Here is a 24,529-nt window from a genome sequence, read left to right on the forward strand (position 1 = left end):
ACCGTTTCCGGTTCCGATTTCCTCGGTGCTTTCCAGGTTCCCGCTCTCGCGTTTCCCTTTCCGGCGGTTCCGACTCTATCAGATCCTTTCGGGCCCGATTCCCAGTCAGCGGGATTTGCCTTTGGCCTGAGGCATTTCGTCTCGCGGCCTTTCGACATTCACTACGTTAGCCGATTCCCGGAGCAGCTCATAATCGAGCCGGCGAGTGCGAATTCGGCATGCGGACATGACGAATAGGCCCCCGCTGAGGGGAAGTCGTAGGTAGTGGGTTGGCCACTTCCGGCTGCTGGCTGAACGCCGTACCCGGGTCAAGCGGCTCGGGCTACATTACGGATCCGCACGGGGCGAGTCAAGTTCGGCGGCGTCGGGGCGTATGGGCCCGATAAGGGCTCACCGTCGGGTCGTTGTCGATCCAGAAGCGCCACGGGTGGACGCCTCCCTCACCGGAGACTCCGGTGCGCGGGCCGCTGAGTACCTGGTCGGGCCGTACGGGACGGCCGGTGAGCAGCCGGAAGGGGCCTCCCTCGGGTCCGCAGGCGTCGGCCCCGTCGAGGGCCCGGTCCACCTCCAGAGCCGTGGCCAGCCGTGCGGGTCCTTTGGCCAGTTCCTTGTCATTGCGGGCCGAGAGTCGACGTTTGCGCGCGAGGTCGGCGCCCTCGGTGACCTCCCCGGCCCGCAGCAGGACCGCACTGGCGCTGCCCTCGGGGCCGCAGACCAGGTTCATGCAGTGCCACATGCCATACGTGAAGTAGACGTACACATGACCGGGCGGACCGAACATCACTTCGTTGCGGGGTGTACGGCCGCGGTAGGCGTGGGAACCCGGGTCGTTGGGACCGTCGTAGGCCTCCACCTCGGTGAGGCGCAGTTCGATCGGACCTTCCGCTGTGGTGCGCACGAGGGTGCGCCCGAGGAGGTCGGGGGCGACCTCCAGGACGGGGCGGTCGAAGAAGTCCCGGTCGAGAGGCGTACGGTCAGGGGCCGCGATCATGGCGTACGAGCGTAGTCGAGAGCGACTGCTTGTCGTCGGGGTGGTCAGGGAGCGTCCCCCTTGCAAGGGTGAGGACGCGGAACCGGCCGCGGCCGGATCGCGTTTGTATGGATCAAGGATCCACACGCACACAGGACGTACAGGCGTTGCCTGGGGAGGAAGTGACATGGGGTTCAAGCGGCTGCTTGCGAGCCTGGGAGCCGGTGGGGCTTCGGTCGAGACGGTGCTGACCGAGGCCAACACCGTTCCGGGCGGCGTCGTCCAGGGCGAGGTGCGGATCCAGGGCGGGTCCGTGGACCAGGCGATCGAGGGTCTGTCGGTCGGCCTGCAGGCCAGGGTCGAGGTCGAGGGCCACGACGACCAGGAGCACAAGCAGGACATCGAGTTCACGAAGCTGCGCCTCGGCGGAGCCTTCGAGCTCAAGGCGGGTGCGGTGCACGCGGTGCCGTTCGGGCTGGAGATCCCCTGGGAGACGCCCGTCACGACGATCGACGGTCAGCCGCTGCGGGGGATGCACATCGGGGTGACCACGGAGCTGGAGATCGCGCGGGCCGTCGACTCGGGCGACCTGGACCCGATCAATGTGCACCCGCTGCCGGCGCAGCAGGCGATCCTGGACGCGTTCATCCAGCTCGGCTTCCGCTTCAAGAGCGCCGACATGGAGCGCGGTCACATCCGGGGCACCCGGCAGAAGCTGCCGTTCTACCAGGAGATCGAGTTCTTCCCGCCGGCGCAGTACCGCGGGCTGAACCAGGTCGAGCTGAGCTTCGTCGCCGACGAGCGCGAGATGGACGTCGTCCTGGAGATGGACAAGAAGCCGGGGCTCTTCAGCGAGGGCAGTGACTCGTTCCGCGCCTTCAAGGTTGGTCTGAACGACTACCAGGGCACGGACTGGACCGCGTACCTGAATCAGTGGCTGTCGGAGGTCGGCAGCAAGCGCAGCTGGTTCTAGGCTCGACCGGAACCGTCACCACCGATCAGGAGGTACCGAGGTGACCGAGCTCAAGAGGCCGCCGCTCCCGCACGACTTCCATCCGCCCGTGCCGTCCTTCACGGTCACGAGTGAGGACGTCGAACCGGGCGCGACGCTGAAGGACGCTCAGGTCCAGGCCGCCGGGAACACGTCGCCCCAGCTGAGCTGGGAGGGCTTCCCGTCGGAGACCAAGAGCTTCGCCGTGACGTGCTTCGATCCGGACGCCCCGACGGGGAGCGGATTCTGGCACTGGGTCGTGTTCGACATCCCGGCCACGGTCACGGAGCTGCCGGCGGGCGCCGGCACCGGGAAGTTCGAGGGACTGCCCGAGGGTGCCGTCCAGGCGCGCAACGACTACGGGTCCAAGGACTTCGGTGGTGCCGCGCCGCCGCCCGGGGACCCGGCGCACCGGTACGTGTTCACGGTGTACGCGGTGGACCAGGAGAAGCTCGGTCCCGACGCGGATGCCTCGCCCGCCGTCGTGGGCTTCAATCTGCGCTTCCACACGCTGGCGCGCGCTCAGCTCGTCGGTGAGTTCGCGGCACCCGCGCAAGACTGACGTTCGCTGAACGTTTGCCCGCCCCTGGTCTTGGAATTGATCAGGGGCGGGCATTTTTTTATTGCGTTGTCCATCTCGGCGTGCCCGGCCAGAGTTGATCCAAGCCCGCCAGGGAGTGGGCCGGTGCACATGGGAGGTGGGCTTGATGCGGGACACGCTGGTACTGAATGCGAGCTTTGAGCCGCTGTCGACGGTGACGCTGAACCGTGCCGTCGTTCTGGTGCTGCAGGACAAGGCGGTCGTCGAGCAGGCCCACCCCGATCTGCGCATGCGCGGCGCGGCGGTCGACATACCCGTGCCCCGGGTGATCAGGCTCTGCCGTTACGTACGGGTGCCGTTCCGAAGACAAGCACCCTGGTCGCGCAGGGGTGTGCTGGTACGGGACCGGCACCGGTGCGCGTACTGCGGCAGGCGCGCGACGACCGTGGACCACGTGGTGCCGCGGGCGCAGGGCGGCCAGGACTCCTGGCTGAACACGGTCGCCTCCTGCGCGGAGGACAATCACCGCAAAGCGGACCGTACGCCGGAGCAGGCGGGCATGCCGCTGCTGCGGCAGCCGTTCGAGCCGACGCCCGCGGACGCGATGCTGCTGACGCTCGGGCAGGACGACTTCGAGGCGCTGCCGGAGTGGCTGGCCCAGCCCGCCGCCTAGACCCGTACGCAACCGGAGCCGTACGTACGAGTGGGCCCCGCCTTCGGTCGAAGGCGGGGCCCACTCGTACGTATGCCGTCAGTCCGTGACGGAGGGCTTCTCGCGGCGCTCGGAGCTTCCGCCGCCCGAACCGCCGCCCATCGGCCCGAAGTTGCCCATGGCGCCGCTCAGGCCCTTGAGGGCGTCGCCGATCTCACTGGGCACGATCCAGAGCTTGTTGGCGTCGCCCTCGGCGATCTTCGGGAGCATCTGCAGGTACTGGTAGGCGAGGAGTTTCTGGTCCGCGTCTCCGGCGTGGATGGACTCGAAGACCGTACGGATGGCCTGGGCCTCGCCCTCCGCGCGCAGGGCCGCGGCCTTCGCCTCACCCTCGGCCCGCAGGATCGCGGACTGCTTCTCGCCCTCCGCGGTGAGGATCTGCGACTGCCGGATGCCTTCGGCGGTGAGGATCGCGGCGCGCTTGTCACGGTCGGCGCGCATCTGCTTCTCCATCGAGTCCTGGATGGAGGTGGGCGGCTCGATGGCCTTGAGCTCGACGCGGTTGACGCGGATGCCCCACTTGCCGGTGGCCTCGTCCAGGACGCCGCGCAGGGCCGCGTTGATCTCCTCGCGGGAGGTGAGGGTGCGCTCCAGGTCCATGCCGCCGATGATGTTGCGGAGCGTGGTGACGGTGAGCTGCTCGATCGCCTGGATGTAGCTGGCGACCTCGTAGGTGGCCGCCCTGGCGTCGGTCACCTGGTAGTAGATGACCGTGTCGATGTTGACGACCAGGTTGTCCTGGGTGATCACCGGCTGGGGCGGGAACGGCACGACCTGTTCACGCAGGTCGATGCGGTTGCGGATGGTGTCGATGAACGGGACGACGATGTTGAGGCCCGCGTTGAGTGTCCGCGTGTAGCGCCCGAAGCGCTCCACGATGGCGGCGCTCGCCTGCGGGATGACTTGGATGGTCTTGATCAGGGCGATGAAGACCAACACCACCAGAATGATCAGGACGATGATGATCGGTTCCATCGATGCTCCCCGTACCCTTCTCCGCCTCGGCAATTCACTGAGATCTTACGGGTGTTGAAGATCTTGCTCGACGAGTCTGACAGACCGTCGCCTGCGACGTGGGGCGTTCGGTTCACTTGCGTCGTGCGAGGTCACATGACAATCGCCGTGGCGCCTTCGATGTCCACGACGTCCACCTGTTCGCCCACCTCGTAGGCCTGTCCGGCGTCGAGGGAGCGGGCCGACCAGATCTCCCCGGCGAGCTTGATGCGGCCGCCCGAGCCGTCGACGCGTTCCAGGACCACGGCCCCCTTGCCTCTCAACGCGTCCACGCCGGTGGCGAGTTGGGGTCGCTGGGCACGGTGCCGCGCCGCGATGGGGCGCACCACGGCGATGAGGGCGACCGAGACGGCGACGAAGACGAGGACCTGGACGACGACGTCGCCGCCGAGTCCCGCCGCGCCTGCGGCGGCGACGGCACCCACGGCGAGCATGCCGAACTCCGGCATCGCGGTCACCACGAGGGGGATCCCGAGTCCGGCGGCGGCGACCAGCCACCACACCCATGCGTCGATGTCGTTCACACGGTCATGGTAGGACCGCGGTCCGCGGACGGACAGGGCGCACGATCACGTCCGGCCGCGCAAGTACCCGGCGTGGACGGGACCGACGGGGTGTCAGGAGAGCGGGAGGCCCTGGGCGGTCCAGCGCTCACCGACCTGCTCGACGACGAGGGGCAGGCCGAAGCAGAGCGAGAGGTTGCGCGAGGTGAGTTCGAGCTCCAGCGGGCCGGCGGCCAGCACCTTGCCCTGACGGATCATCAGCACGTGGGTGAAGCCCGGGGCGATCTCCTCGACATGGTGGGTGACCATGATCATGGAGGGGGCGATCGGGTCGCGGGCCAGGCGGCCGAGACGGCGTACGAGGTCCTCGCGGCCGCCGAGGTCGAGGCCGGCGGCCGGCTCGTCCAGCAGCAGCAGCTCGGGGTCGGTCATCAGGGCGCGGGCGATGAGGGTGCGCTTGCGCTCGCCCTCGGAGAGCGTCCCGAACTTCCGGTCCAGGTAGTCGCTCATACCGAGGCGGTCGAGGAAGGCGCGGGCCCGCTGCTCGTCGATGTCCTCGTACTCCTCCTGCCAGCCCGCGGTCATGCCGTAGGCCGCGGTGAGCACGGTCTGCAGCACGGTCTGGCTCTTGGGGAGCTTCTCGGCCATGGCAATGCCGGCCATGCCGATGCGCGGGCGCAGCTCGAAGACGTCGACCTTGCCGAGGGTGTCACCGAGGACGGTGGCCGTCCCCGAGCTGGGGAAGAGGTAGCTGGAGGCGACGTTCAGGAGGGTCGTCTTCCCCGCGCCGTTCGGGCCGAGGATGACCCAGCGTTCGCCCTCTTTGACCGACCAGGAGACCTGGTCCACCAGAGCCCGGCCCTCTCGGACCACGGATACGTCCTCAAGCTCCAGAACATCGCTCATGAGCGCGCTGTCTCCCATTGCAGTCTCGGCCGTCGCTTACGTCTGTGGACGCAGCCCCCAGGGAAAACCTACGCCACCGGTCGGGCGGTCCCATCCATCGGTCGGTCCTTAGGGTGGAGGCATGCTCTCGGAACCACGCTCAGGACGCCTGGCCGCATGGGGAAATGCCCTCTTGGCCGGATTTGTTTCGCCGGACGACGCCGTGCTCGCCATCGTCGGTGAGGACGCCGTGCATCGCGTCGAGGGGCTCCCGGGCGAGCCGGGCCCCGTCGGGCTCACGCTCGCCCTCGGCCGGCTGCGCGCTCTCGGGGTGACCGGCCTGCGGGTGGCCCTGCCCGCGCCGGGGCATCCGCTGGGGCTGAGCGGACCGCCCGACTTCAACGCGCGCGCCCTCGACGCGGAGGAGGCGGTCGTCTGCCAGGGGGCCGGACTGGGCCTGGTGCCGGAGGTGGACGAGGCCGGGCCGGAGGGTGACCTCCACGTGGAGGTCCTTTGGCACTGTCTCCCCGTACGGGAGGCGCCACCCGCGGACGTACCGTCCCTCGGTGAGGCGGAGCGGGAGCTGGCGGAGGCGCTCCGCGAGGCGACCGACGTGCTGTCCCGGCTCGACGTGGCCGGGTCGGGGCCGGTCGCCGAGGCCGCGATCGACGCGTACCGTGCCCGGTCGGAGCGGGGGCGCGAGCTGCTGGCCCCCGGATATCCGCCGCGCGCGGTGCGGGTGCTGGAGCTGGCCCAGCGGATGGGGCTGCTGATCTCCGTGGCCTATGAGAACGGCCACGGCGGGGCGGTGAGCGCCTCGGAGATGGCGGCGCGCGCCCAGGCCCTGCGGCCGGTGGAGCGGACGGCCCGACGGGCCCAGGTGGCCGCGTACAACGCGTTCGTGGAGGAGAGGGAGCGGGGAGTGCGGTAGGCACCCCGCTGCCGCGGGTCGCGGTGGGCGTCCCGGCCGGGTGGAGCCCGCGCGTCTCACGCGAGGCGGGGCAGCGATCGGGTTCCGACGGGCAGCGGCACCGCGCCGCCCCTGTCGCGCTCGCCCTCGCCCTCGCCCTCGCCCTGCGGGACGGTCGCCCCTTCGGCGCGGTCGCCCGCTGCCGAGCGGCACCGCCCCGGCACGGCAAAGGCCCCCGGACCGGACGGTTCGGGAGCCCTTCGTCACCAGGGGGCAGGTCAGTCGTTGACGCCCTTGTTGCCGAACGCCGGGTTCAGGAGGCCGATGACGTTCACGCTGTCGCCGACGACGTTGACCGGGACGTGGATCGGGACCTGCACGGTGTTGCCCGAGGCGACACCGGGCGAGTTCACGGCGGCGCCGTCGGCACCGGAGTCGGCGGCGGCCATGCCGGCGGAGGCGCCCGCGGCGATACCGGCGACGGTGAGGGCCACGGCGGCCTTCTTGGCGATGTTCATGAAAAACGTTCCTCCTGCGATTGCGTGTCGACCCGACTCGCGGGTCGTACGCTGGGAAACGCCCGGAAGATCCGGAACGGCACGGGAGGCCCGGCGGGAAGCCCCCGTTCGGTCCCTTCGTAGGACAGGCCGAAAACCCGACCGGCCCCCCGGGGTCACCCCAGGAGGCCGGTGGTCACCACCCGGTCCGGTCGGACCTCAGTGGTTGAGACCCAGGTTGCCGAAGGCCGGGTTCAGGACGCCGATCACGTTCACGCTGTTGCCGACCGCGTTCACCGGGATGTGGACCGGGGCCTGCACGAGGTTGCCCGAGCCGACGCCCGGCGAGTTCACGGCCTTGCCACCCGCCCACGAGCCGGCGTCGGTCGCGGAGGCCATGCCCGCACCGGCGGCGACGAGGCCCCCCGCCACCATCGCGACAGCCGTGGCCTTCTTCAGGTTCTTCATGTCTCCAGCCCTCCCTGGCGATCACTGCGGCAGTCGCCGCAGCACGCACTGGAGAACGGCGGCGGCCGACGGAGGATGCGCCATTCGGGGGACATACACCCGACGGTATGAATCTCGGTCCGGAGCGGAACCCTCCGTGTTGCCGCCGGTGGTCAGCCCGCCACCCCGTGCCGGACGGCCCACAGGGCGGCCTGGGTCCGGTCGGCGAGGTCGAGCTTCATCAGGATGTTCGACACGTGGGTCTTGACCGTCTTCTCGGAGAGGACCAGGGCACGCGCGATCTCCCGGTTGGAGCGGCCGTCGGCGATGAGACCGAGCACCTCGCGCTCCCGGTCGGTCAGCGAACCGCCTCTCCCCTGGCTTGAGTTGGCCTCCTCCTGGGACAGCAGGGCGCCCGCGACCTCGGGCTGGAGCAGGATGTGTCCCGCGTGCACGGAACGGATGGCGCCGGCCAGCGCATCGGGGTCGACGTCCTTGTACACGTACCCGGCGGCTCCGGCGCGCAGGGCGGGCACCACCGTGCGCTGCTCCGTGAAGCTGGTGACGATCAGCACGCGTGCGGGGTTGGCCAGCTCGCGCAGCTTGCGCAGCGCCTCGACGCCGTCCATCCCCGGCATCTTCACGTCCATGAGGACGACGTCGGGCTTCAGCTCCTGCGCGCGGGCGACTCCCTCGGCGCCGTCGGAGGCCTCGCCCACGACCTCGATGTCGTCCTGCACCTCGAGAAAGGTGCGCAGGCCCCGGCGGACGACTTGGTGGTCGTCGACGAGCAGCACCTTGATCGCGTCAGCCACCAGGGACCTCCATCTCTATCCGGGTGCCCTTTCCGGGCGCCGATTCCACGGTGAGTGTGCCGCCGACGCCGCCCGCCCTGTCCCGCATCGAGACCAGGCCGAGGTGGCGTCCCGCGCTGCGGATCGCCTTGGGTTCGAAGCCACCGCCGTCGTCGGCGACGCTCAGGACCGCGCCGGGTCCGCGCCGGGCCAGCGTCACGTCGACCCGGGAGGCCCCGGAGTGGCGCAGCGCGTTGTGCAGCGCTTCCTGGGCGACGCGCAGCAGCGCCTCCTCCTGGGCGGCGGGCAGGGCGCGCACTCCGCAGCTCTCGAAGGTCACGTGCGCCGAGTGGGCACGGTCGAGGACCTGGATCTGGGTGCGCAGGGTGGCGACGAGACCGTCCTCGTCGAGGGCGGCGGGGCGCAGCTCGACGACGGCCGCGCGCAGTTCGTCGACGGCTTCCGCGGCGAGCGCGGCGACCTGCTGCAGTTCGCCCTTGGCCCGTGACGGGTCGCGGTCGACGAGCGCGGCTGCGGCCTGGGCGGTGAGGCGCAGTGAGAAGAGTTTCTGGCTGACGGCGTCGTGCAGCTCGTGTGCCAGCCGGGACCGCTCCTCGGCGATGGTGAGCTCGCGGCTGCGCTCGTACAGGCGCGCGTTGGTGAGGGCGATCGCGGCGTGCTGGGCCAGGATCGTCAGGAGCTCCTCGTCCTCCTCGGTGAAGCCGCAGCGGCCGTCCGCTGCCGGAGTGCCGGAGCCGGCGGGCCGCTCCTCGGAACGCCGCACCTTGTTGGCGAGGAACAGCGCGCCGATGACGTCGTCACCGTCGCGGATCGGCAGGCCCAGGAAGTCCGACATGTCGGGGTGAGCGGCCGGCCAGCCCTCGAAGCGGGGGTCCTTGCGCACGTCGGCGAGGCGCTCGGCACGGGCCTCGTGCAGCATCGCGGCGAGGATGCCGTGCTGGCGCGGGAGCGGGCCGATGGCTTTCCACTGGGCGTCGCTGACGCCGTCGACCACGAATTGGGCGAAGCCTCCGTGGTCGTCCGGGACGCCGAGCGCCGCGTACTCGGCGTCGAGCAGCTCGCGGGCCGAGGCGACGATCGTCTTGAGGACGTCGCGCACCTCGAGGTGCCTGCTCATCGCCAGCAGCGCGGAGCTGACCGCGTACAGGCCGGACCTGGGGCCTTGGCTCATGTCCTCACGGTACCGGCGGGCGGTGACCCTGCGTATCCGACCTGTGGGGGCGACCGCCTGGGCCGGAGGACCTAGGTCGCTCGGTCCGCGGTCGGTCCTAGGGCGAAGGGCCCCTGATCGTTGCGGCCCGCGCACGAGGCGGCGGGGCCGGTGCCGTCCCTACGTTGAGGGCATCCGCCGGGAGCGGCGGTGGGACGAGGGGACGGATGTCATGCCGGTAGCCATCATCACGGGGGCTTCGAAGGGGTTGGGGCGGGCCCTGGCCGCGGCCTTGGCCGAGCGGGGCTGGGACCTGGTGCTGGACGCCAGGAGCGCGGGAGCGCTGGAGAAGACGGCGGCGGAGCTGTCCGCGTACGGGGTGCGGGTGGCGGCGCCGGCCGGGGACGTCGCGGATGCCGGGCACCGCCGGGAGCTGGTGGCCGCGGCCGGGCGGCTCGGGGGCCTGGACCTGCTGGTGAACAACGCGAGTGCGCTGGGCGCCGAGCCGCTCGTCCGGCTGGAGGACCTGTCGCTGGAGGGGCTGCGGCGGGCGCTGGAGGTCAACGTGGTCGCGGCGCTGGGGATGATCCAGGAGGCGCTGCCCCTGCTGCGGGCCTCCGGGGCGGGCGCGGTGATCGACGTGAGCTCGGACGCCGCGGTCGTGGGGTACGCGACGTGGGGTGGTTACGGCGCCTCGAAGGCGGCCCTCGACCTGTTGTCGGCGTGCTCGGGGAGGAGGAGCCCGGACTGCGGGTCTGGGCGGTCGATCCGGGCGACATGGGGACCGACCTGTATGCGGCGGCCGTACCGGACGACGCCGAGCCGCGACCGGATCCGGCCACCGTGGTTCCGGCGTTCCTGCGGCTGCTCGACGAGCGGCCGGCGAGCGGCCGCCGCAGTGCCGCGGACCTGGTGGAGGGGCGATGACGGCCGTGACGGAGGTCTCCCGCTCCGGGCGCGGCCGGGGCCTGACGGCGATTCCGCAGGAGCTGTCGGCGCGGGTGCCCGCCGAACAGCGCGGTCCGGGTCTGGCCCAGGACGCGGTCCGGCTGCTCGTGTCCCATGGGACGCGGGTGTCGCACCACGAGTTCGTGGAACTGCCCCGGCTGCTGCGGGCGGGCGATCTGCTGGTGGTCAACACCTCGGTCACGCTGGCCGCGGCCGTGGACGGGAGCGTGGGGCACACGCGCGTGGTGGTGCACTTCTCGACCCGGGGTGACGACGGGCGGTGGGCCGTGGAGCTGCGGGAGCCGGACGGCCGGGGCACCACGCGCGCGCGTGCGGGCGGACCCGCGGGTACGGAGGTGCGCCTGAGCGGGGGCCTGCGCCTGGTCCTGGAGGAGCCGCTGGCGCCGGGGGCCGCGCGGCTGTGGTGGTCGCGGGTGTCGGATCCGGACGTCCTCGGGCTGCTGCGGCGGCACGGGCGGCCCATTCGCTACTCCTATACGGAGAGGGATCAGCCGCTGTCCGCGTATCAGACGGTGTTCGCGCTGCCGTCCGCCGACGGTGCGGGCAGTGCGGAGATGCCGAGCGCGGCCCGGCCCTTCACCGGCCGGCTGGTGGCGGAGCTGGTGAGCCGCGGGGTGCAGTTCGCGCCGATCACGCTGCACACCGGGGTGGCATCGGCGGAGGCGCACGAGCCGCCGTACCCGGAGAGGTACGAGGTGCCGGAGGCCTCGGCCCGGCTGATCAACGCGGTGCGGGCGGGCGACGGCCGGATCGTCGCGGTCGGTACGACGGCGGTCCGCGCCGTGGAGTCGGCGGCAGGGCCCGACGGGGTGGTCCGGGGGCGGCGCGGCTGGACCGATCTGGTGGTGACCCCGGAACGGGGGGTACGCGTGGTCGACGGGCTGCTGACCGGGCTGCACGAGCCCGAGGCCTCGCATCTGCTGATGCTGGAGGCGGTGGCCGGGCGGGCGGCGGTGGAGCGCGGCTACGACGAGGCGCTGCGCCGGGGCCACCTCTGGCACGAGTTCGGGGACGTCCACCTCCTGCTGCCGGGGACAGATCCTCACACAGAGCATTGCGCCAGCAACTTGGCGTGAGAGTGGAGCGGGGTGCGTGTGAGCCCGCGCATAGGGCGCACATCACGTACGAACGGGCATAGGAGATAAAGAGGACCTCTTGAGCGGGGCAGACATGCCAGTCTGCCCCGATTTGCCCTTTAGTGCTCCACTACCCGGCTTCGTACGTCACACCTTTGCCTCTGGATTTTGCGGCCGCTAACAATGGCTCTCGTCGCTCAGCGCCGCGGGTTTCGCCCCGCGGCGTTCGTCCGGAAAAAACACCCTGTCCCCACCGGACCGGGAGCGGCGTCCGCGCTATTCGAAGAGGTCACATCAGCATGTCGAAGAAGTTCATCGCTCCTGTGCACAGTCCCGCCCTGACCAAGACCCACAAGCTTTCGTTCGCCGGTGTCGCGGCCCTCGGTGCCGCCGCCGTCGCGTTCAGCGTCGTCCCGGCGCACTCGCAGACCACGACGACCGAGGCCGCCGCGTCCACCACCTCCGTGGCCTACAGCCAGGAGCAGATCAAGGACGTCAAGGCCAGCGTCACCGACCAGCTGGCCGGCGCGACCGTCAAGGCCGAGGCCGCGAAGAAGAAGGCTGCCGCCGAGGCCGCCGCGAAGAAGAAGGCCGCCGAGCAGGCCGCCGCCAAGAAGAAGGCGGAAGAGGCGCGCAAGAAGCAGGCCGCGAGCCGCTCCGCGCAGCGCCCCCAGGTCAAGCCGGTCGCCGCGAAGACGTACGCGAACAACCTCGACGGCTGGATCCGCGAGGCGCTCGACATCATGAAGCAGAAGGGCATCCCGGGTAGCTACAACGGGCTGCACAAGAACATCATCCGCGAGTCCTCCGGCAACCCCAACGCCATCAACGACTGGGACATCAACGCCATCAACGGCATCCCGTCGAAGGGCCTGCTGCAGGTCATCCCGCCGACCTTCGCGGCGTACCACGTCCCGGGCACGTCGAAGAACATCTACGACCCGGTCGCCAACATCACGGCCGCCGCCAACTACGCGGCCGACAAGTACGGCTCCATCGACAACGTGAACAGCGCCTACTGAGTCTCGCGAGTATCGCGCGGACCTCTGAGGGTCTCGGTCAAGACGCGTAAGGGCGGCACCCCCGTGGGGGGTGCCGCCCTTCAGTCGTGCGGGAGCTCTACTTGCGCATGACCTCCGGCTCGTGGCGGCGCAGGAAGCGCGCCACGAAGAACCCGCAGAGGGCACCGAGGACGAGCAGGGCCACCATGTCCATGCCCCAGGCCGCCGCCGTGTGGTCCCACAGCGGGTCCGTGCTGGACGGGTCGTCCGGGTTCGGACTGATGTTGTTGAAGTCCAGCGTGGCGCCGGCCGCCGCGACCGCCCAGCGCGACGGCATCAGGTACGAGAACTCGTTGACGCCGACCGTGCCGTGCAGGATGAAGAGGCAGCCGGTGAACACGACCTGGATGATCGCGAACATGACCAGCAGCGGCATGGTCTTCTCGGCCGTCTTGACCAGCGACGAGATGATCAGGCCGAACATCATCGACGTGAAGCCGAGCGCCATGATCGGGATCGCCAGTTCCAGCATGACCGCGGTCTTGCCGCTGCCCAGGATCAGGCCCTCGTCGGGGATCGTGCGGCTGGAGAAGCCGATCGCGCCGACCAGCGCGCCCTGCAGCACCGTGACGGTGCCGAGGACGATGACCTTGGACATCAGGTACGCGGACCGCGACAGGCCGGTCGCCCGCTCCCGCTCGTAGATCACCCGTTCCTTGATCAGCTCGCGGACCGAGTTGGCCGCGCCGGCGAAGCAGGCGCCGACGGCGAGGATCAGCAGCACGGTGGTGGCGGTGCCGTTCGGAATGTGCGCGCCGGTCTTCGGGTTCACCGCCGGGTTCACCAGCAGTGTCTTGTCGGGGTCGATCAGCAGGCTGACCGCACCGAGCACCGCCGGCAGGATCACCGTCAGCGCCAGGAAGCCCTTGTCGGAGGCGATCACCGACACATAGCGGCGGATCAGGGTCATCAGCTGCGAGCCCCAGCCCTGCGGCTTGGGCGGCTTCATCGCCTGCGGCGGCGGCATGTGCACCGACTGCGGGGCGACGGCGTCGATGTCCGCGGCGTACATCTGGTAGTGCTGCGAGCCCTTCCAGCGGCCCGCCCAGTCGTAGTCGCGGTAGTTCTCGAAGGCCGAGAAGACGTCGGCCCAGGTGTCGTAGCCGAAGAAGTTCAGCGCCTCCTCGGGCGGACCGAAGTAGGCGACCGAACCGCCCGGCGCCATCACCAGGAGCTTGTCGCAGATCGCCAGCTCGGCCACGGAGTGCGTGACCACCAGGACCGTACGGCCGTCGTCGGCGAGGCCGCGCAGCAGCTGCATGACGTCGCGGTCCATGCCCGGGTCGAGACCGGAGGTCGGCTCGTCCAGGAAGATCAGCGAGGGCTTGGTGAGCAGCTCCAGGGCCACCGAGACGCGCTTGCGCTGGCCGCCGGAGAGGGAGGTGACCTTCTTCTCCTTGTGGATGTCCAGCTTCAGCTCGCGCAGGACCTCGTCTATCCGGGCCTCGCGCTCCTGCCCGGTGGTGTCCGCGGGGAAGCGCAGCTTCGCCGCGTACTTGAGGGCCTTCTTGACGGTCAGCTCCTTGTGCAGGATGTCGTCCTGCGGGACCAGACCGATGCGCTGGCGCAGCTCGGCGAACTGCTTGTACAGGTTCCTGTTGTCGTAGAGGACGTCACCCTGGTTGGCGGGGCGGTAGCCCGTGAGCGCCTTGAGGAGCGTCGACTTGCCGGAACCCGACGGGCCGATGACCGCGATGAGCGACTTCTCCGGGACGCCGAAGGAGACGTCCTTGAGGATCTGCTTGCCGCCGTCGACCGTGACGGTCAGGTGGCGGGCCGAGAAGGAGATCTCACCGGTGTCGACGAACTCCTCGAGCCGGTCGCCGATCAGCCGGAACGTCGAGTGGCCGACGCCGACGATGTCGTTCGGGCCGAGCAGTGCCGAGCCGCCCTTGGCGATCGGCTGGCCGTTGACGTACGTGCCGTTGTGCGAGCCGAGGTCGCGGATCTCGTAGCGGCCGTCCGGCGTGGCGTGGAACTCGGCGTGGTGCCGCGAGACCTGGAGGTCGGAGACGACCAGCTCGTTCTCCAGCGCGCGGCCGATACGCATCACACGGCCCAGCGAGAACTGGTGGAACGTGGTCGGGCTGCGGTCGCCGTAGACCGGCGGCGCCCCCGCGCCCCCACCGGGTCCCTGCTGCTGCGGGATGGAAGCACCCTGCTGCGACTGCGGCCACTGCTGCTGCGGAGCCTGCTGCTGAGGCGGCGCCTGCTGCTGAGGCGGCTGCTGCGCCCAGCCGGGGCCGGCGCCCTGTGCCGCGTACGGCTGCTGGGGCTGGGCCTGCTGGGGCGAGGCGACGGCAGCGGCGGCGCCCGAGAGACCCAGGCGCGGACCGTCGGTCGCGTTGCCGAGATGCACGGACGAGCCGGGGCCGATCTCCTCGTGGTGGATCCGCCGGCCCTGCACGAACGTGCCGTTGGTGCTGCCGTGGTCCTCGATGACCCAACTGCGGCCGCTCCAGCTGATCGTGGCGTGACGCCAGGAGACCCTGGCGTCCTCGAGCACGATGTCCCCCTGCGGATCACGTCCGAGGGTGTATGGCCTGGACGCATCGAGCGTCCAGGTCCGTCCATTCAATTCCAGTACGAGTTCCGGCACTCCATGCCCCACTGAGTTGTCCCCCGAAGTTCCCCCATCACAGGGAGTCTAGGGATGTCGAACATCGTGGGGAACTATTTCAGTAGGAGCCCCCTGACCGAAAGTCGGGCCCGGTGAAGACTGCGTACGCGCGGCTTGTCCGTTTCCGTTGACGGGGTGGAAACCGCCCCGGAGAGTGGTAATCCCACGCGAGGGGGACATCCGCGGTGCATCACCGCGGCGCGGACCGGGGGGCTGACGATGGGCATCGAGACCGCCGAGCACAACAGGAACGTGCCGTGGGCGGATGTGCTGCTGTCCGCGATCGCCGCCGTGAGCTGGGCGTTGATCGGCATGGCGGGGACGGCCGCGCTGGGTCTGCACCTGCTGGAGGCCGACTCGGCCGGCTCGCTCGGACCGATGACCGCGGCGGTGGTGGCCCTCGGGGCGGGCGGCTCGGTCACGCCGTCCGGGGACGTGTCCGCCTTCGGCCTGGAAGGAGCGGAGGCCACCACCGCCCTCCAGATCACGCCACTGGGTGTGGGTCTGGTGGGCGCGCTGCTGCTCTCATGGCTCTTCCTGCGTTCCCTGCGCGGCGCGGGAGTTGTGATCGCACCGGCCGAACTCCTCGCCCGCGTGGGCTCCGTCGTCGTGCTGTTCGTGGCCGTGCTCGGCGGCCTCGCCTGGGCCGGTCATGACGTCATCACGATCGACGGCGGGCAGCTCGGCCTGGACGATAAAGTGCCGGGCGGCGACGGCCTCGGCGACATCACGGACAAACTGCCCGGCGGCCTGGGAGACATCGGCGGACTGCTGCCCGACCGGATCGGCGACCTGGTGAACGCGAAGGCCGCCGTCGGCTTCACGGTCGACACCGCGCCCACCCTGCTCGGCGGCACGGCCTGGGCCCTCGGGGTCCTGCTGATCGCCCTGCTGGCCTCCCGCCGCACTCCCCTGCCGCCGGGCTGGCACGTCGTGCACCGGGTCGTGCGGCCGGCGGCGTCCGCGCTGGTGACGGTACTGCTGGTGGCGGTCGCTGCGGGGTTCGCGGCCGCGGCGTACGCCATGATCGGCGACGACCATCCGCGGCGGATCGCGGGTGCCGCGCTGCTCGGCGCGCCCAACGGTGTGTGGCTGGGCGTGCCGCTGGGACTCTTCGTGCCCTGGGACGGGCAGGCCACCGGCGAACTGGCCAAGCTGTTGCCGGATCCGCTCGACGAACTGCTGAGCGTTGGCGCCGACGAACCCGTCACACTCGGCAGGCTGGCCGAACTGGACGGCAGAGTATGGCTGTTGGCGTTGGCGGCCGGGGTCATGATGCTGCTCGCGGGGGTCCTGGCGGCAGCGCGTACGCCTTGGGCGGGCAACCAGGGCGCCACCGGCTCGGCAGGTCCCGGCACCACCGCCGCAGGGGACCCGGGCGCCCTCGGTTTCGCGGGGCGCTGCGCCCTGCGGCTCGGGATCGTGACCGCCCTGACGCTTCCGCTGCTGACTTGGCTGACGGACGTGTCGGTGGACGCCTCGCTGTCCGTCCTGGGGTTCGACGCGTTCGGTGCCGGGATAGAGCTGCACGGACAGTCGGTCATGGCCCTGCTGCTCGGTGCCGTGTGGGGCGCAGGTGCGGGGGCCGCCGGGGCCCTGCTCGCCCACGCGACGGGCGCCGCCGGCCGGCGCGCGGCGCCCCTGGCCCTCGGCGTGGCACGGAGTGACGCGGGCGTCCGGGTTCCCGACGACTACCGGGAACGGGCGGGGCTCGGGGAGGAGGCGCCGGAACCGGGGCCGTACCACCCCGCCGTACCGTTCCGGCCGTCCAATCCCGACACCAATCCCTATCTCCGGGTGCCCGACGAGCTGCGCGAGCCGGAGGACGCGCGCCCCGCGGAGGGCGTCGGGCCGCGACGCGGGGAGCCCGGCCGGCCGGCGGGCGGACGGCCCCGCGGTGCTCCCGGGCCGGCGGGCGCCCCGGGCCGGGCGGATCCGGCCTCTGCCCCGGACGCCGGGTCGCCCGGGACGGGCGGGCCCCGGCAGGAGGGCGGGGCCCGGGCGGGGCAGCGTCCCGGGGCGGGAGGGCGGACGCCTTCGGAGGCCGGGCCGCGCCACCGTCCGGAGCCGGGCGGGTCGGAGCCGGAGCGACAGGCCCGGTCGGCCGAGGACGTGTACGGGGCGCCCACGGTGATCAGGCCGGTCACCCCGCCGCCCCGGGCTCCCGGTCAGCGGTCCCCCTCACGCGGCGGAGGCCTGATGCCCCCGCCCCCTCCCCCACCTCCACCGCCACCCCGCAAGGAGGGGCCGCCCGGGTCCGGGGGACGCCGGGACTAGGTGGTGTCGTTCGGATCAGCTCGGGTCGGTCCGCGGCGCCTGGTGGGTGCATCGCAAGATGGAGCGTGACCCGCGTACCGGGCGTGTGCGGATGCGACAGCGCGGCGAGGCGCCGCGGACCCGAACGACGCCCTTTCGGCGGTGTCGCAGGTGGCCGCGGCCGCGCGCGGCGGACGGAGCGGCGCTCCGGCGCGTCACCGGAGATCGAGGCCGGCGCCATCCGCGCGTCACGCACTGTTCGTTGTCCGCCAGGCGGACCTCGGCGGCGAAAGGCACTGCGTGCCGGATACGGTGGGAGCACCATGAGCGCTTCGCAGACCTCTGACGTCCCCACTCTCCTCGTCAAGATCTTCGGCAAGGACCGGCCCGGCATCACCGCCGGCCTCTTCGACACCCTCGCCGCCTACTCGGTCGACGTGGTCGACATCGAGCAGGTCGTCACCCGTGGCCGGATCGTGCTGTGCGCGCTCGTGACGGAGCCGCCCGCCCATCTGGAGGGTGACCTGCGGGCCACCGTCCACAGCTGGGCGGAGTCGATGAAGATGCAGGCGGAGATCATCTCCGGGCTGGGCGACAACCGGCCCCGCGGCCTCGGACGCTCGCTCGTCACGGTGCTCGGGCATCCGCTCACCGCGGAGTCGACGGCCGCGATCGCCGCCCGGATCACCGACACCGGCGGCAACATCGACCGTATCTTCCGCCTCGCCAAGTACCCCGTGACCGCTGTCGAGTTCGCGGTGTCGGGTACGGAGACCGAGGCACTGCGCACCGCACTCGCGACCAAGGCCGCCGCACTCGGCGTCGACGTCGCGGTCGTCGCGGCCGGACTGCACCGGCGGGCCCAGCGGCTCGTCGTCATGGACGTGGACTCGACGCTCATCCAGGACGAGGTGATCGAGCTCTTCGCCGCGCACGCGGGCTGCGAGAAGGAGGTCGCCGAGGTGACCGAGGCCGCGATGCGAGGCGAGCTGGACTTCGAACAGTCCCTGCACGCGCGCGTGGCGCTGCTGGCGGGACTGGACGTCTCGGTGGTGGACAAGGTGCGCAGCGAGGTGCGGCTGACGCCGGGGGCGCGCACGCTGATCCGCACGCTCAAGCGGCTCGGTTTCCAAGTCGGCGTCGTATCGGGCGGGTTCACCCAGGTCACCGACGACCTGAAGGAGCGGCTCGGGCTCGACTTCGCCCAGGCCAACACCCTGGAGATCGTCGACGGGAAGCTGACCGGCAGGGTCACCGGTGAGATCGTGGACCGCGCGGGCAAGGCGCGGCTGCTGCGCCGGTTCGCCGCCGAGGCGGGGGTGCCGCTGGGCCAGACGGTGGCGATCGGGGACGGCGCCAACGACCTGGACATGCTCAACGCGGCCGGGCTGGGGGTCGCGTTCAACGCCAAGCCGGTCGTCCGCGAGGCCGCGCACACCGCGGTGAACTTCCCGTTCCTCGACACGGTGCTCTATCTGCTCGGGGTCACCCGCGAAGAGGTCGAGGCCGCGGACACCAACGACGACGAGGGCTGAGCCCTCCGCACGCGCGCACCGGTCCGCTCCCGCGCCGACGGGGGCGGGCCCTGTCGGCGCGGTGGCGGCTCGCTCCCGCCTCGACAGGCGCCGGCCCGTCGACCGGTGGACGGCGGGTTACTCCGACGGGGCCCAGTAGTCGACCAGAGTGGCCACTCCGGGCTCCAGGGTCTTCCAGGGGCCGGTGAAGGTGAGCACGGCGAACGCGGCGGTCGGGAACCCGCGGCTGCTCATCCGGGTCCGGGCGTCGCCCTCGGCCTGGCCCGCGAGGATGTCGGCGAGGCCCTGCACGCCGGGGTTGTGGCCGATCAGGACCACGTCGTGCGCGTCGTCGGGTGTCTCGTTGAGCACGGCGATCAGCTCGCCCGGCGACGCCTCGTAGACCCGCTCCTCGTAGACCGTCTTCGGCCGGTGCGGGAGCTCGTGGACGGCGAGCTTCCAGGTCTCGCGGGTCCGGGTCGCGGTGGAGCAGATGGCCAGGTCGAGAGGGATCCCCGAGTCGGACAGCTTGCGTCCGGCGACGGAGGAGTCCATGCGGCCCCGGTCGGCGAGCGGTCGCTCGTGGTCGGAGACCTGTGGCCAGTCGGCTTTCGCATGCCGGAAGAGGACGATCCTGCGGGATTCTGCGACGCTCATGCGTCCCAGCTTCGCATGAAACACGCCACGGGGCGCAGGGAGTTGGGCCGCTCCGCCGACGGGGGTGGCGGGTCCGTGCGGACGGGGGTCGCGGGGCCACGCCGAGGGGGTCGCGGGTCCCTGCGCACGGGAGGTCGCAGGCCGGCCTCGGAGGGGGCACGGGCGGGTGCCGCGGGAGGTCAGGGGCCCGCGCCGGCCGGGTGGAGCGGTACGGCGACGGTGTCGAGCAGCGCGCCACCGGCGCCGGGCCCAGCCGTCGGGCGGCCCGCGCTCGCCCGTCCATCTTTCCCGAGAACCGCGCGTGGCGCCTGCCGAAAGGGGCGGCCCCGGCGGGCGGGGACGGCGGGACCGCAGTACGCATCGCGCCCCTCGAACGGAGTGCGGGCGATCCGGCGGGCGGGGACGGCGGGACCGCAAACGCATCGCGCCTCTGACGGCTGCGTCCTGCGGGCGGGTACGGGCGGGGTGCCGCAGGGCCGGTGATGCTCCGTGCCGTACCTGGCAATCCGACCCCGAGGACCCGCGGGGACCACGGGAACCCGGTGCCGGTGCCGGGCCGGGCCGGGCCGGACGAGCCGTCCTACCGGAGCACCGCGTCCTGGAAGCGCTCGACGACGTGGGCGAGTGCGGGGCCCCCGGCCGCGGCGTGCGCGTCGGACGGGTTGGCGATCAGGGCCAGCAGCGCGATGAAGGCCAGGACCGGCAGGGCGAGGGCCCACCAGGGCAGTCGGATGTCGACGCCGCCCGTGGTCACCGGGTGGGTCCGGGGGTGCGTGGGGGCCGGCATGACGCCTCCGTGGGTCCTCGAGTGTCCGTGGGCCGCGTCCTCGCGGCCACGACTCGAAACTACGGAATCGGAGGGCACCGACCCATCCGGCGATCCACCCACTTCCCCCTGACACCCACCCCCTAGGGGACGGGGGGCTAACCCCACCCCCGACGGCGGAGGAGCCCGGTCACGTCACGGGGAGGCGATCGAGGCGATGACGCCGATGATCACGGTGATGGCCAGCATCGCGCCGAGCACGAGCAGCAGCTTCTTCTGGCCGTTCTGGGGATTCGGGTCGAGCACAGGCATACCGCCAGTCTCGCACCTGGTATCCCGGCCCCGGCCCGTGGGGTCACCCCGCCCGGCCCGTGGGGCTCCCCCGCCCGCCGGGTCCGCCCGTGGGTCTTCCCCGCCCGCCGGGTCCGCCCGTGGGTCGCCCCGGTCGTCCGCGGGCCCGCCCCACCACCCGCGCGCGTGGCCCCGCTGTGCGTCAGCCCCGGGCCTCGTCCTCGACGGTGCGGTTGCGGCCCGCCAGGATGCCCACGGCGATCTGCGGGACCATCAGCCCCGCCATCAGCGCGATCGGCAGCCCCCAGCCGCCGCTGTGCTGGTAGAGCACGCCCACCAGGAGCGGGCCGGGGATCGAGATGAGATACCCGGTGCTCTGGGCGAAGGCCGAGAGCTTCGCGACGCCCGCGCCGGTCCTGGCCCGCATGCCGACCATGGTGAGGGCCAGCGGGAAGGAGCAGTTGGCGATCCCGAGCAGCACCGCCCACGCCCAGGCACCGCCGGCCGGCGCCAGCCACAGGCCCGCGTAGCCCGCGAGGCCGCTGACCCCGAGGGCGATCACGATGGGACCCTGGTGCGGCAGCCGGGTGGCCAGGCGCGGGATGACGAACGCCAGCGGCACACCCATCACCATGGTGACCGCGAGCAGCAGACCGGCGGTGCCGGCCGGGACGCCGGCGTCGCGGAAGATCTGCGCCATCCAGCCCATGGTGATGTACGCGGCGGTGGCCTGGAGGCCGAAGAAGACGGCGAGTGCCCAGGCGGTACCGCTCCGGGTGATCCGCAGTCCGTCGGCCGCTGTGCGCCCGGTGGCCGCGACCGCCTGGGTGTCCGTGTCACCGGTCGAGCGCGGCGCCGCCACGTCGCCGGCCGCCGCGGGCGCCGTACTACCGCCGGCCCCGGACCCCGTACCGCCCACGGGCCCCGTACCACCCACGGGCGCGGACGCCCCGGCCCCGGCGGCCGCCGGCGAGTCCCCGTCGCCGGTCCCGGAGCCGGCACCCGGCGTCCGCAGGAGGGCCAGCCACGGGAGTACGGCGGCCGCGGCGAGGCCCGCCCAGACGGCGAGCCCGGACTGCCAGCTCCCGCCCAGCGCGTCGGTCATGGGCACGGTGACGGCGGCGGCGGCCGAGGTGCCGAGAGCCAGTGCCATCGAGTACAGGCCGGTCATGGAGCCGACCCGGTCGGGGAACCAGCGCTTGACGATCACCGGCATGAGGACGTTGCTGACGGCGATGCCCATCAGCGCGAGGGCGCTGGCGGCCAGGAAACCGGCCGTGCCGCCCGCGTACGGCCGGACGGCCAGGCCCGCGGCGATGGCGGCCATCCCGCCGCAGACCACGGCGCCGGGGCCGAAGCGGCGGGCGAGGCGCGGTGCCATGACTCCGAAGGCGGCGAAGCAGAGCGGGGGCACGGAGGTGAGCAGGCCGGCGACGCTGCCGCTCATGCCGAGCCCGTCCCGCACCTCCTCCAGGAGGGCGCCCAGGCTGGTGATGGCGGGTCGCAGATTGAGGGCCGTGAGGACGATGCCGACGACCACCAGCCGCGTCGCCCACGCGCGCGGGGCGGGCGCCGGGACCCCGGTGACGCTTGGTGTGCCGGACGCCGGCCGCCCGGCCCCGCGACGCACGGCCGGGCCCTCGGGCCGCGGGCCGGCGGAACTGCGTATCGGTGGGGACGTCGTTGGCGTCTGCTCACGTGCCATGACGCCATCATAGAATCATGGGATGATTGGTTGTCCAATCCCTCCCGCGTTCCCTTCCCTGCGTTACTCTCCGGGTCCGCAGGAAGGCCCCGTACGAAGGACCGTCATGCCGCTGAGCCACCCCCGCCGTTCGGCGCTGTCCGAGCAGGTCATCGCCGAGCTGCGGAACCAGATCACCTCGGGCGAGTGGCCGGTCGGCTCCCGCATCCCCACCGAGCCGGAGCTGGTCGAGCAGTTGGGTGTCGCCCGCAACACCGTCCGGGAGGCCGTCCGGGCCCTGGCGCACAACGGGCTGCTGGACATCCGGCAGGGTTCGGGCACCTACGTCGCCGCGACCAGCGAGCTGGCGGGCGTGATGCACCGGCGCTTCGCGGACGCCGACCCGCGGCATGTCGCCGAGCTGCGCTCCACCCTGGAGTCCAGTGCCGCCAGGCTGGCCGCCGAGCGGCGCACCGAGCGCGACCTCAAACAGCTGGACGCCCTGCTCGTACGCCGCGAGGAGGCCTGGGAGTCCGGCGACGCGGAGGCCTTCGTGACCGCCGACGCCACCTTCCACCTCGCGGTGGTGGCCGCCTCCCACAACGAGGTCATGACCGAGATGTACGCGGACCTGGGTGAGGTCATGCGGGACTGGCTGCGCGGGGACGTCGGTGAGGAGCTGACGCCGGAGACGTACATGGACCACACGCGGCTGCTCGACGCCATCCGCTCGGGCGACGCCGCGGCGGCCGGGACGGAGGCCGCGGGCTATCCGTTCCAGTGCCGCCCCGGCCGGACCGGCGGGACCACGGGCGCCCCCCTCGACGACTGACGGAACGGGAGCCGCCGGAGGCCCCCCTCGGCCTACCTCCCGTGGCTGACCCAGGCCGAGCGGATCTCCTTCCAGCACCGGCCGGCCAGCCGTACGGTCTCGGCGGGGCCGGCCCCCACCGGGGCGCCGTCGCTGTCGATGTCCCACCAGCGGTCGCACTCGACGTGCAGGCTGACCCGGTCGGTCTCCGGATACGGGTTGTGGCAGAACGCGGTCACCTCGGATCCCCGCACATGAGTGCGACAGGTGGCTCCGAAGGGCCGTTCGGCGGGCACGCGCGCATGGCGACCCGATTCCGGGCGGTACGGGGTGAGCGAGACCGCGTCGCCGGGGAGCGCGACGGGGAGAACCAGGGCGGCTACTACCGGGGCGAATCGGTGGGACAGGCGCACAAGGGGACCTCCTCGGCCGTGCTCGGGAGGAAAACGCGTCCGGCGCTGCGGGGTGGACGCGTAGTTCAGAGTGCCTGGTCACCCGCCTCCACCGCCCGGCCGGTGGGGCCGAACGGGTGACGCCCCGCTCCCCGCACAGTGCGGAAAACGGGGCGCCGTCCTCGTATGGACCAGGCCTCGCCTCGGGCCGTGGGGACCGGGCCGGTCAGGCGCCGATCGCGTGCAGGCCGCCGTCGACGTGGATGATCTCGCCGGTGGTCTTGGGGAACCAGTCGCTCAGCAGCGCGACGATGCCGCGGCCGGCCGGCTCCGGGTCCTTCAGGTCCCACTCCAGCGGGGAGCGGGTGTCCCACACCGCGGCCAGGTCGCTGAAGCCCGGGATGGACTTGGCGGCCATGGAACCGAGCGGGCCCGCGGAGATGAGGTTGCAGCGGATGTTCTGCTTGCCCAGGTCGCGGGCGATGTAGCGGCTGGTGGCCTCCAGGGCGGCCTTGGCCGGGCCCATCCAGTCGTACTGCGGCCAGGCGTACTGCGCGTCGAAGGTCAGGCCGACGACCGAGCCGCCGTTCTGCATCAGCGGCAGGCAGGCCATGGTGAGCGACTTCAGGGAGTACGCCGAGACGTGCATGGCCGTGGCGACCGACTCGAACGGCGTGTTGAGGAAGTTGCCGCCGAGCGCGTCCTGCGGCGCGAAGCCGATGGAGTGCACGACGCCGTCCAGGCCGCCGAGCTCCTCGCCGACGACGTCGGCCACCCGGCCGAGGTGCTCGTCGTTGGTCACGTCGAGCTCGATGACCTTGGTGGGCTTGGGGAGCTTCCTGGCGATGCGCTCGGTCAGCGTGGGCCGCGGGAACGCGGTGAGGATGATCTCGGCGCCCTGCTCCTGGGCCAGCTTCGCGGCGTGGAAGGCGATGGAGGACTCCATCAGCACACCGCTGATCAGGACGCGCTTGCCCTCGAGAATTCCGCTCATGGT

The 24,529-nt window shown here is 71.7% G+C and carries 24 protein-coding genes and 1 pseudogene; 10 read left to right on the forward strand and 15 right to left on the reverse strand.

Translation table 11 applies throughout. The features are described from left to right. Positions 1-349: 349 nt before the first annotated feature. Entirely contained in the window at positions 350-991 is a 642-nt protein-coding gene (locus ACZ4NT_RS22990) for a DNA-3-methyladenine glycosylase (protein WP_467727286.1), read from the reverse strand. A 166-nt stretch (positions 992-1,157) separates the two neighbouring features. Between ACZ4NT_RS22990 and ACZ4NT_RS22995 the strand changes: the two genes are divergently transcribed. The 3 genes from ACZ4NT_RS22995 to ACZ4NT_RS23005 all read left to right on the forward strand — a co-directional run bounded on the left by ACZ4NT_RS22995 (position 1,158) and on the right by ACZ4NT_RS23005 (position 3,175). Then, positions 1,158-1,943, forward strand: coding sequence for a sporulation protein (locus ACZ4NT_RS22995; RefSeq protein ID WP_121403877.1), 786 nt, complete (start codon positions 1,158-1,160; stop codon positions 1,941-1,943). A gap of 40 nt (positions 1,944-1,983) precedes the next feature. Further along, the gene (locus tag ACZ4NT_RS23000) at positions 1,984-2,523 is read left to right on the forward strand and encodes a YbhB/YbcL family Raf kinase inhibitor-like protein (protein ID WP_121403875.1); all 540 of its coding nucleotides are present in this window, start codon (positions 1,984-1,986) and stop codon (positions 2,521-2,523) included. A 145-nt stretch (positions 2,524-2,668) separates the two neighbouring features. Further along, positions 2,669-3,175: an HNH endonuclease gene (locus ACZ4NT_RS23005; RefSeq protein WP_121403873.1), complete on the forward strand. Its 507-nt coding sequence runs from the start codon at positions 2,669-2,671 to the stop codon at positions 3,173-3,175. 78 nt (positions 3,176-3,253) lie between these two features. Here the strand turns inward: ACZ4NT_RS23005 and ACZ4NT_RS23010 are convergent, their stop codons facing one another. From ACZ4NT_RS23010 to ACZ4NT_RS23020, 3 genes are all read right to left on the reverse strand, one after another. After that, on the reverse strand, positions 3,254-4,189 hold the full coding sequence (locus ACZ4NT_RS23010) for an SPFH domain-containing protein (RefSeq protein WP_121403871.1): 936 nt from the start codon (positions 4,187-4,189) through the stop codon (positions 3,254-3,256). A gap of 131 nt (positions 4,190-4,320) precedes the next feature. Beyond that, positions 4,321-4,752, reverse strand: a complete 432-nt coding sequence (locus tag ACZ4NT_RS23015) for an NfeD family protein (protein WP_121403869.1) — start codon at positions 4,750-4,752, stop codon at positions 4,321-4,323. 93 nt (positions 4,753-4,845) lie between these two features. After that, on the reverse strand, positions 4,846-5,637 hold the full coding sequence (locus ACZ4NT_RS23020; RefSeq protein WP_121404798.1) for an ABC transporter ATP-binding protein: 792 nt from the start codon (positions 5,635-5,637) through the stop codon (positions 4,846-4,848). Positions 5,638-5,758: 121 nt separating this feature from the next. On the opposite strand from ACZ4NT_RS23020, the gene ACZ4NT_RS23025 reads away from it, so the two are divergent. Further along, positions 5,759-6,547 carry a hypothetical protein gene (locus ACZ4NT_RS23025; protein ID WP_121403867.1) on the forward strand — a complete coding sequence of 263 codons (789 nt, stop codon included), beginning with the start codon at positions 5,759-5,761 and terminating at the stop codon, positions 6,545-6,547. 257 nt (positions 6,548-6,804) lie between these two features. Here the strand turns inward: ACZ4NT_RS23025 and ACZ4NT_RS23030 are convergent, their stop codons facing one another. From ACZ4NT_RS23030 to ACZ4NT_RS23045, 4 genes are all read right to left on the reverse strand, one after another. Further along, on the reverse strand, positions 6,805-7,044 hold the full coding sequence (locus ACZ4NT_RS23030) for a chaplin (protein WP_121403865.1): 240 nt from the start codon (positions 7,042-7,044) through the stop codon (positions 6,805-6,807). 198 nt (positions 7,045-7,242) lie between these two features. Beyond that, a complete protein-coding gene (gene chpE / locus ACZ4NT_RS23035) occupies positions 7,243-7,491 on the reverse strand; it encodes a chaplin ChpE (protein ID WP_121403863.1) in 249 nt (82 codons plus the stop codon). A gap of 152 nt (positions 7,492-7,643) precedes the next feature. Continuing rightward, positions 7,644-8,285 (reverse strand): response regulator transcription factor, encoded by a 642-nt coding sequence (locus ACZ4NT_RS23040; RefSeq protein ID WP_121403861.1) that lies wholly within the window; start codon positions 8,283-8,285, stop codon positions 7,644-7,646. Further along, positions 8,278-9,456 (reverse strand): GAF domain-containing sensor histidine kinase, encoded by a 1,179-nt coding sequence (locus tag ACZ4NT_RS23045; RefSeq protein WP_121403860.1) that lies wholly within the window; start codon positions 9,454-9,456, stop codon positions 8,278-8,280. The genes ACZ4NT_RS23040 and ACZ4NT_RS23045 overlap by 8 nt, the downstream gene beginning before the upstream one ends. A gap of 211 nt (positions 9,457-9,667) precedes the next feature. Between ACZ4NT_RS23045 and ACZ4NT_RS23050 the strand changes: the two are divergent. The 3 genes and pseudogenes from ACZ4NT_RS23050 (at position 9,668) to ACZ4NT_RS23060 (ending at position 12,502) form a co-directional block, all read left to right on the forward strand. Further along, a pseudogene (locus ACZ4NT_RS23050) lies at positions 9,668-10,362 on the forward strand (SDR family NAD(P)-dependent oxidoreductase). Next, entirely contained in the window at positions 10,359-11,480 is a 1,122-nt protein-coding gene (locus ACZ4NT_RS23055) for an S-adenosylmethionine:tRNA ribosyltransferase-isomerase (RefSeq protein ID WP_467727293.1), read from the forward strand. Before ACZ4NT_RS23050 ends, ACZ4NT_RS23055 begins: the two are co-directional and overlap by 4 nt. 299 nt (positions 11,481-11,779) lie before the next feature. Beyond that, a complete protein-coding gene (locus ACZ4NT_RS23060) occupies positions 11,780-12,502 on the forward strand; it encodes a transglycosylase SLT domain-containing protein (protein ID WP_121403855.1) in 723 nt (240 codons plus the stop codon). A 97-nt stretch (positions 12,503-12,599) separates the two neighbouring features. Here the strand turns inward: ACZ4NT_RS23060 and ACZ4NT_RS23065 are convergent, their stop codons facing one another. Beyond that, entirely contained in the window at positions 12,600-15,140 is a 2,541-nt protein-coding gene (locus ACZ4NT_RS23065; protein WP_467727513.1) for an ABC transporter ATP-binding protein/permease, read from the reverse strand. A 240-nt stretch (positions 15,141-15,380) separates the two neighbouring features. Between ACZ4NT_RS23065 and ACZ4NT_RS23070 the strand changes: the two genes are divergently transcribed. Beyond that, on the forward strand, positions 15,381-17,438 hold the full coding sequence (locus tag ACZ4NT_RS23070) for a streptophobe family protein (RefSeq protein WP_467727295.1): 2,058 nt from the start codon (positions 15,381-15,383) through the stop codon (positions 17,436-17,438). 302 nt (positions 17,439-17,740) lie between these two features. Continuing rightward, entirely contained in the window at positions 17,741-18,952 is a 1,212-nt protein-coding gene (gene serB / locus ACZ4NT_RS23075) for a phosphoserine phosphatase SerB (RefSeq protein ID WP_121403848.1), read from the forward strand. Positions 18,953-19,069: 117 nt separating this feature from the next. Here the strand turns inward: serB and ACZ4NT_RS23080 are convergent, their stop codons facing one another. The 4 genes from ACZ4NT_RS23080 to ACZ4NT_RS23095 form a co-directional block, all read right to left on the reverse strand. Next, positions 19,070-19,588 (reverse strand): SixA phosphatase family protein, encoded by a 519-nt coding sequence (locus ACZ4NT_RS23080; protein WP_121403846.1) that lies wholly within the window; start codon positions 19,586-19,588, stop codon positions 19,070-19,072. Positions 19,589-20,168: 580 nt separating this feature from the next. Continuing rightward, a complete protein-coding gene (locus ACZ4NT_RS23085; RefSeq protein WP_467727298.1) occupies positions 20,169-20,375 on the reverse strand; it encodes a hypothetical protein in 207 nt (68 codons plus the stop codon). 174 nt (positions 20,376-20,549) lie between these two features. Then, positions 20,550-20,666 carry an SGM_5486 family transporter-associated protein gene (locus tag ACZ4NT_RS23090; protein WP_358853437.1) on the reverse strand — a complete coding sequence of 39 codons (117 nt, stop codon included), beginning with the start codon at positions 20,664-20,666 and terminating at the stop codon, positions 20,550-20,552. A gap of 181 nt (positions 20,667-20,847) precedes the next feature. After that, entirely contained in the window at positions 20,848-22,350 is a 1,503-nt protein-coding gene (locus ACZ4NT_RS23095; RefSeq protein ID WP_467727300.1) for a CynX/NimT family MFS transporter, read from the reverse strand. Between the two features lie 106 nt (positions 22,351-22,456). On the opposite strand from ACZ4NT_RS23095, the gene ACZ4NT_RS23100 reads away from it, so the two are divergent. Continuing rightward, positions 22,457-23,161 (forward strand): FadR/GntR family transcriptional regulator, encoded by a 705-nt coding sequence (locus tag ACZ4NT_RS23100; protein WP_121403841.1) that lies wholly within the window; start codon positions 22,457-22,459, stop codon positions 23,159-23,161. A 32-nt stretch (positions 23,162-23,193) separates the two neighbouring features. On the opposite strand, the gene ACZ4NT_RS23105 is transcribed toward ACZ4NT_RS23100, so the two are convergent. Then, positions 23,194-23,553 carry a hypothetical protein gene (locus ACZ4NT_RS23105; protein WP_467727303.1) on the reverse strand — a complete coding sequence of 120 codons (360 nt, stop codon included), beginning with the start codon at positions 23,551-23,553 and terminating at the stop codon, positions 23,194-23,196. Between the two features lie 205 nt (positions 23,554-23,758). Continuing rightward, positions 23,759-24,526 (reverse strand): enoyl-ACP reductase FabI, encoded by a 768-nt coding sequence (gene fabI, locus ACZ4NT_RS23110; RefSeq protein ID WP_467727305.1) that lies wholly within the window; start codon positions 24,524-24,526, stop codon positions 23,759-23,761. Positions 24,527-24,529: the final 3 nt, after the last annotated feature.

It is taken from the genome of Streptomyces sp. NPDC026417, assembly GCF_055567695.1.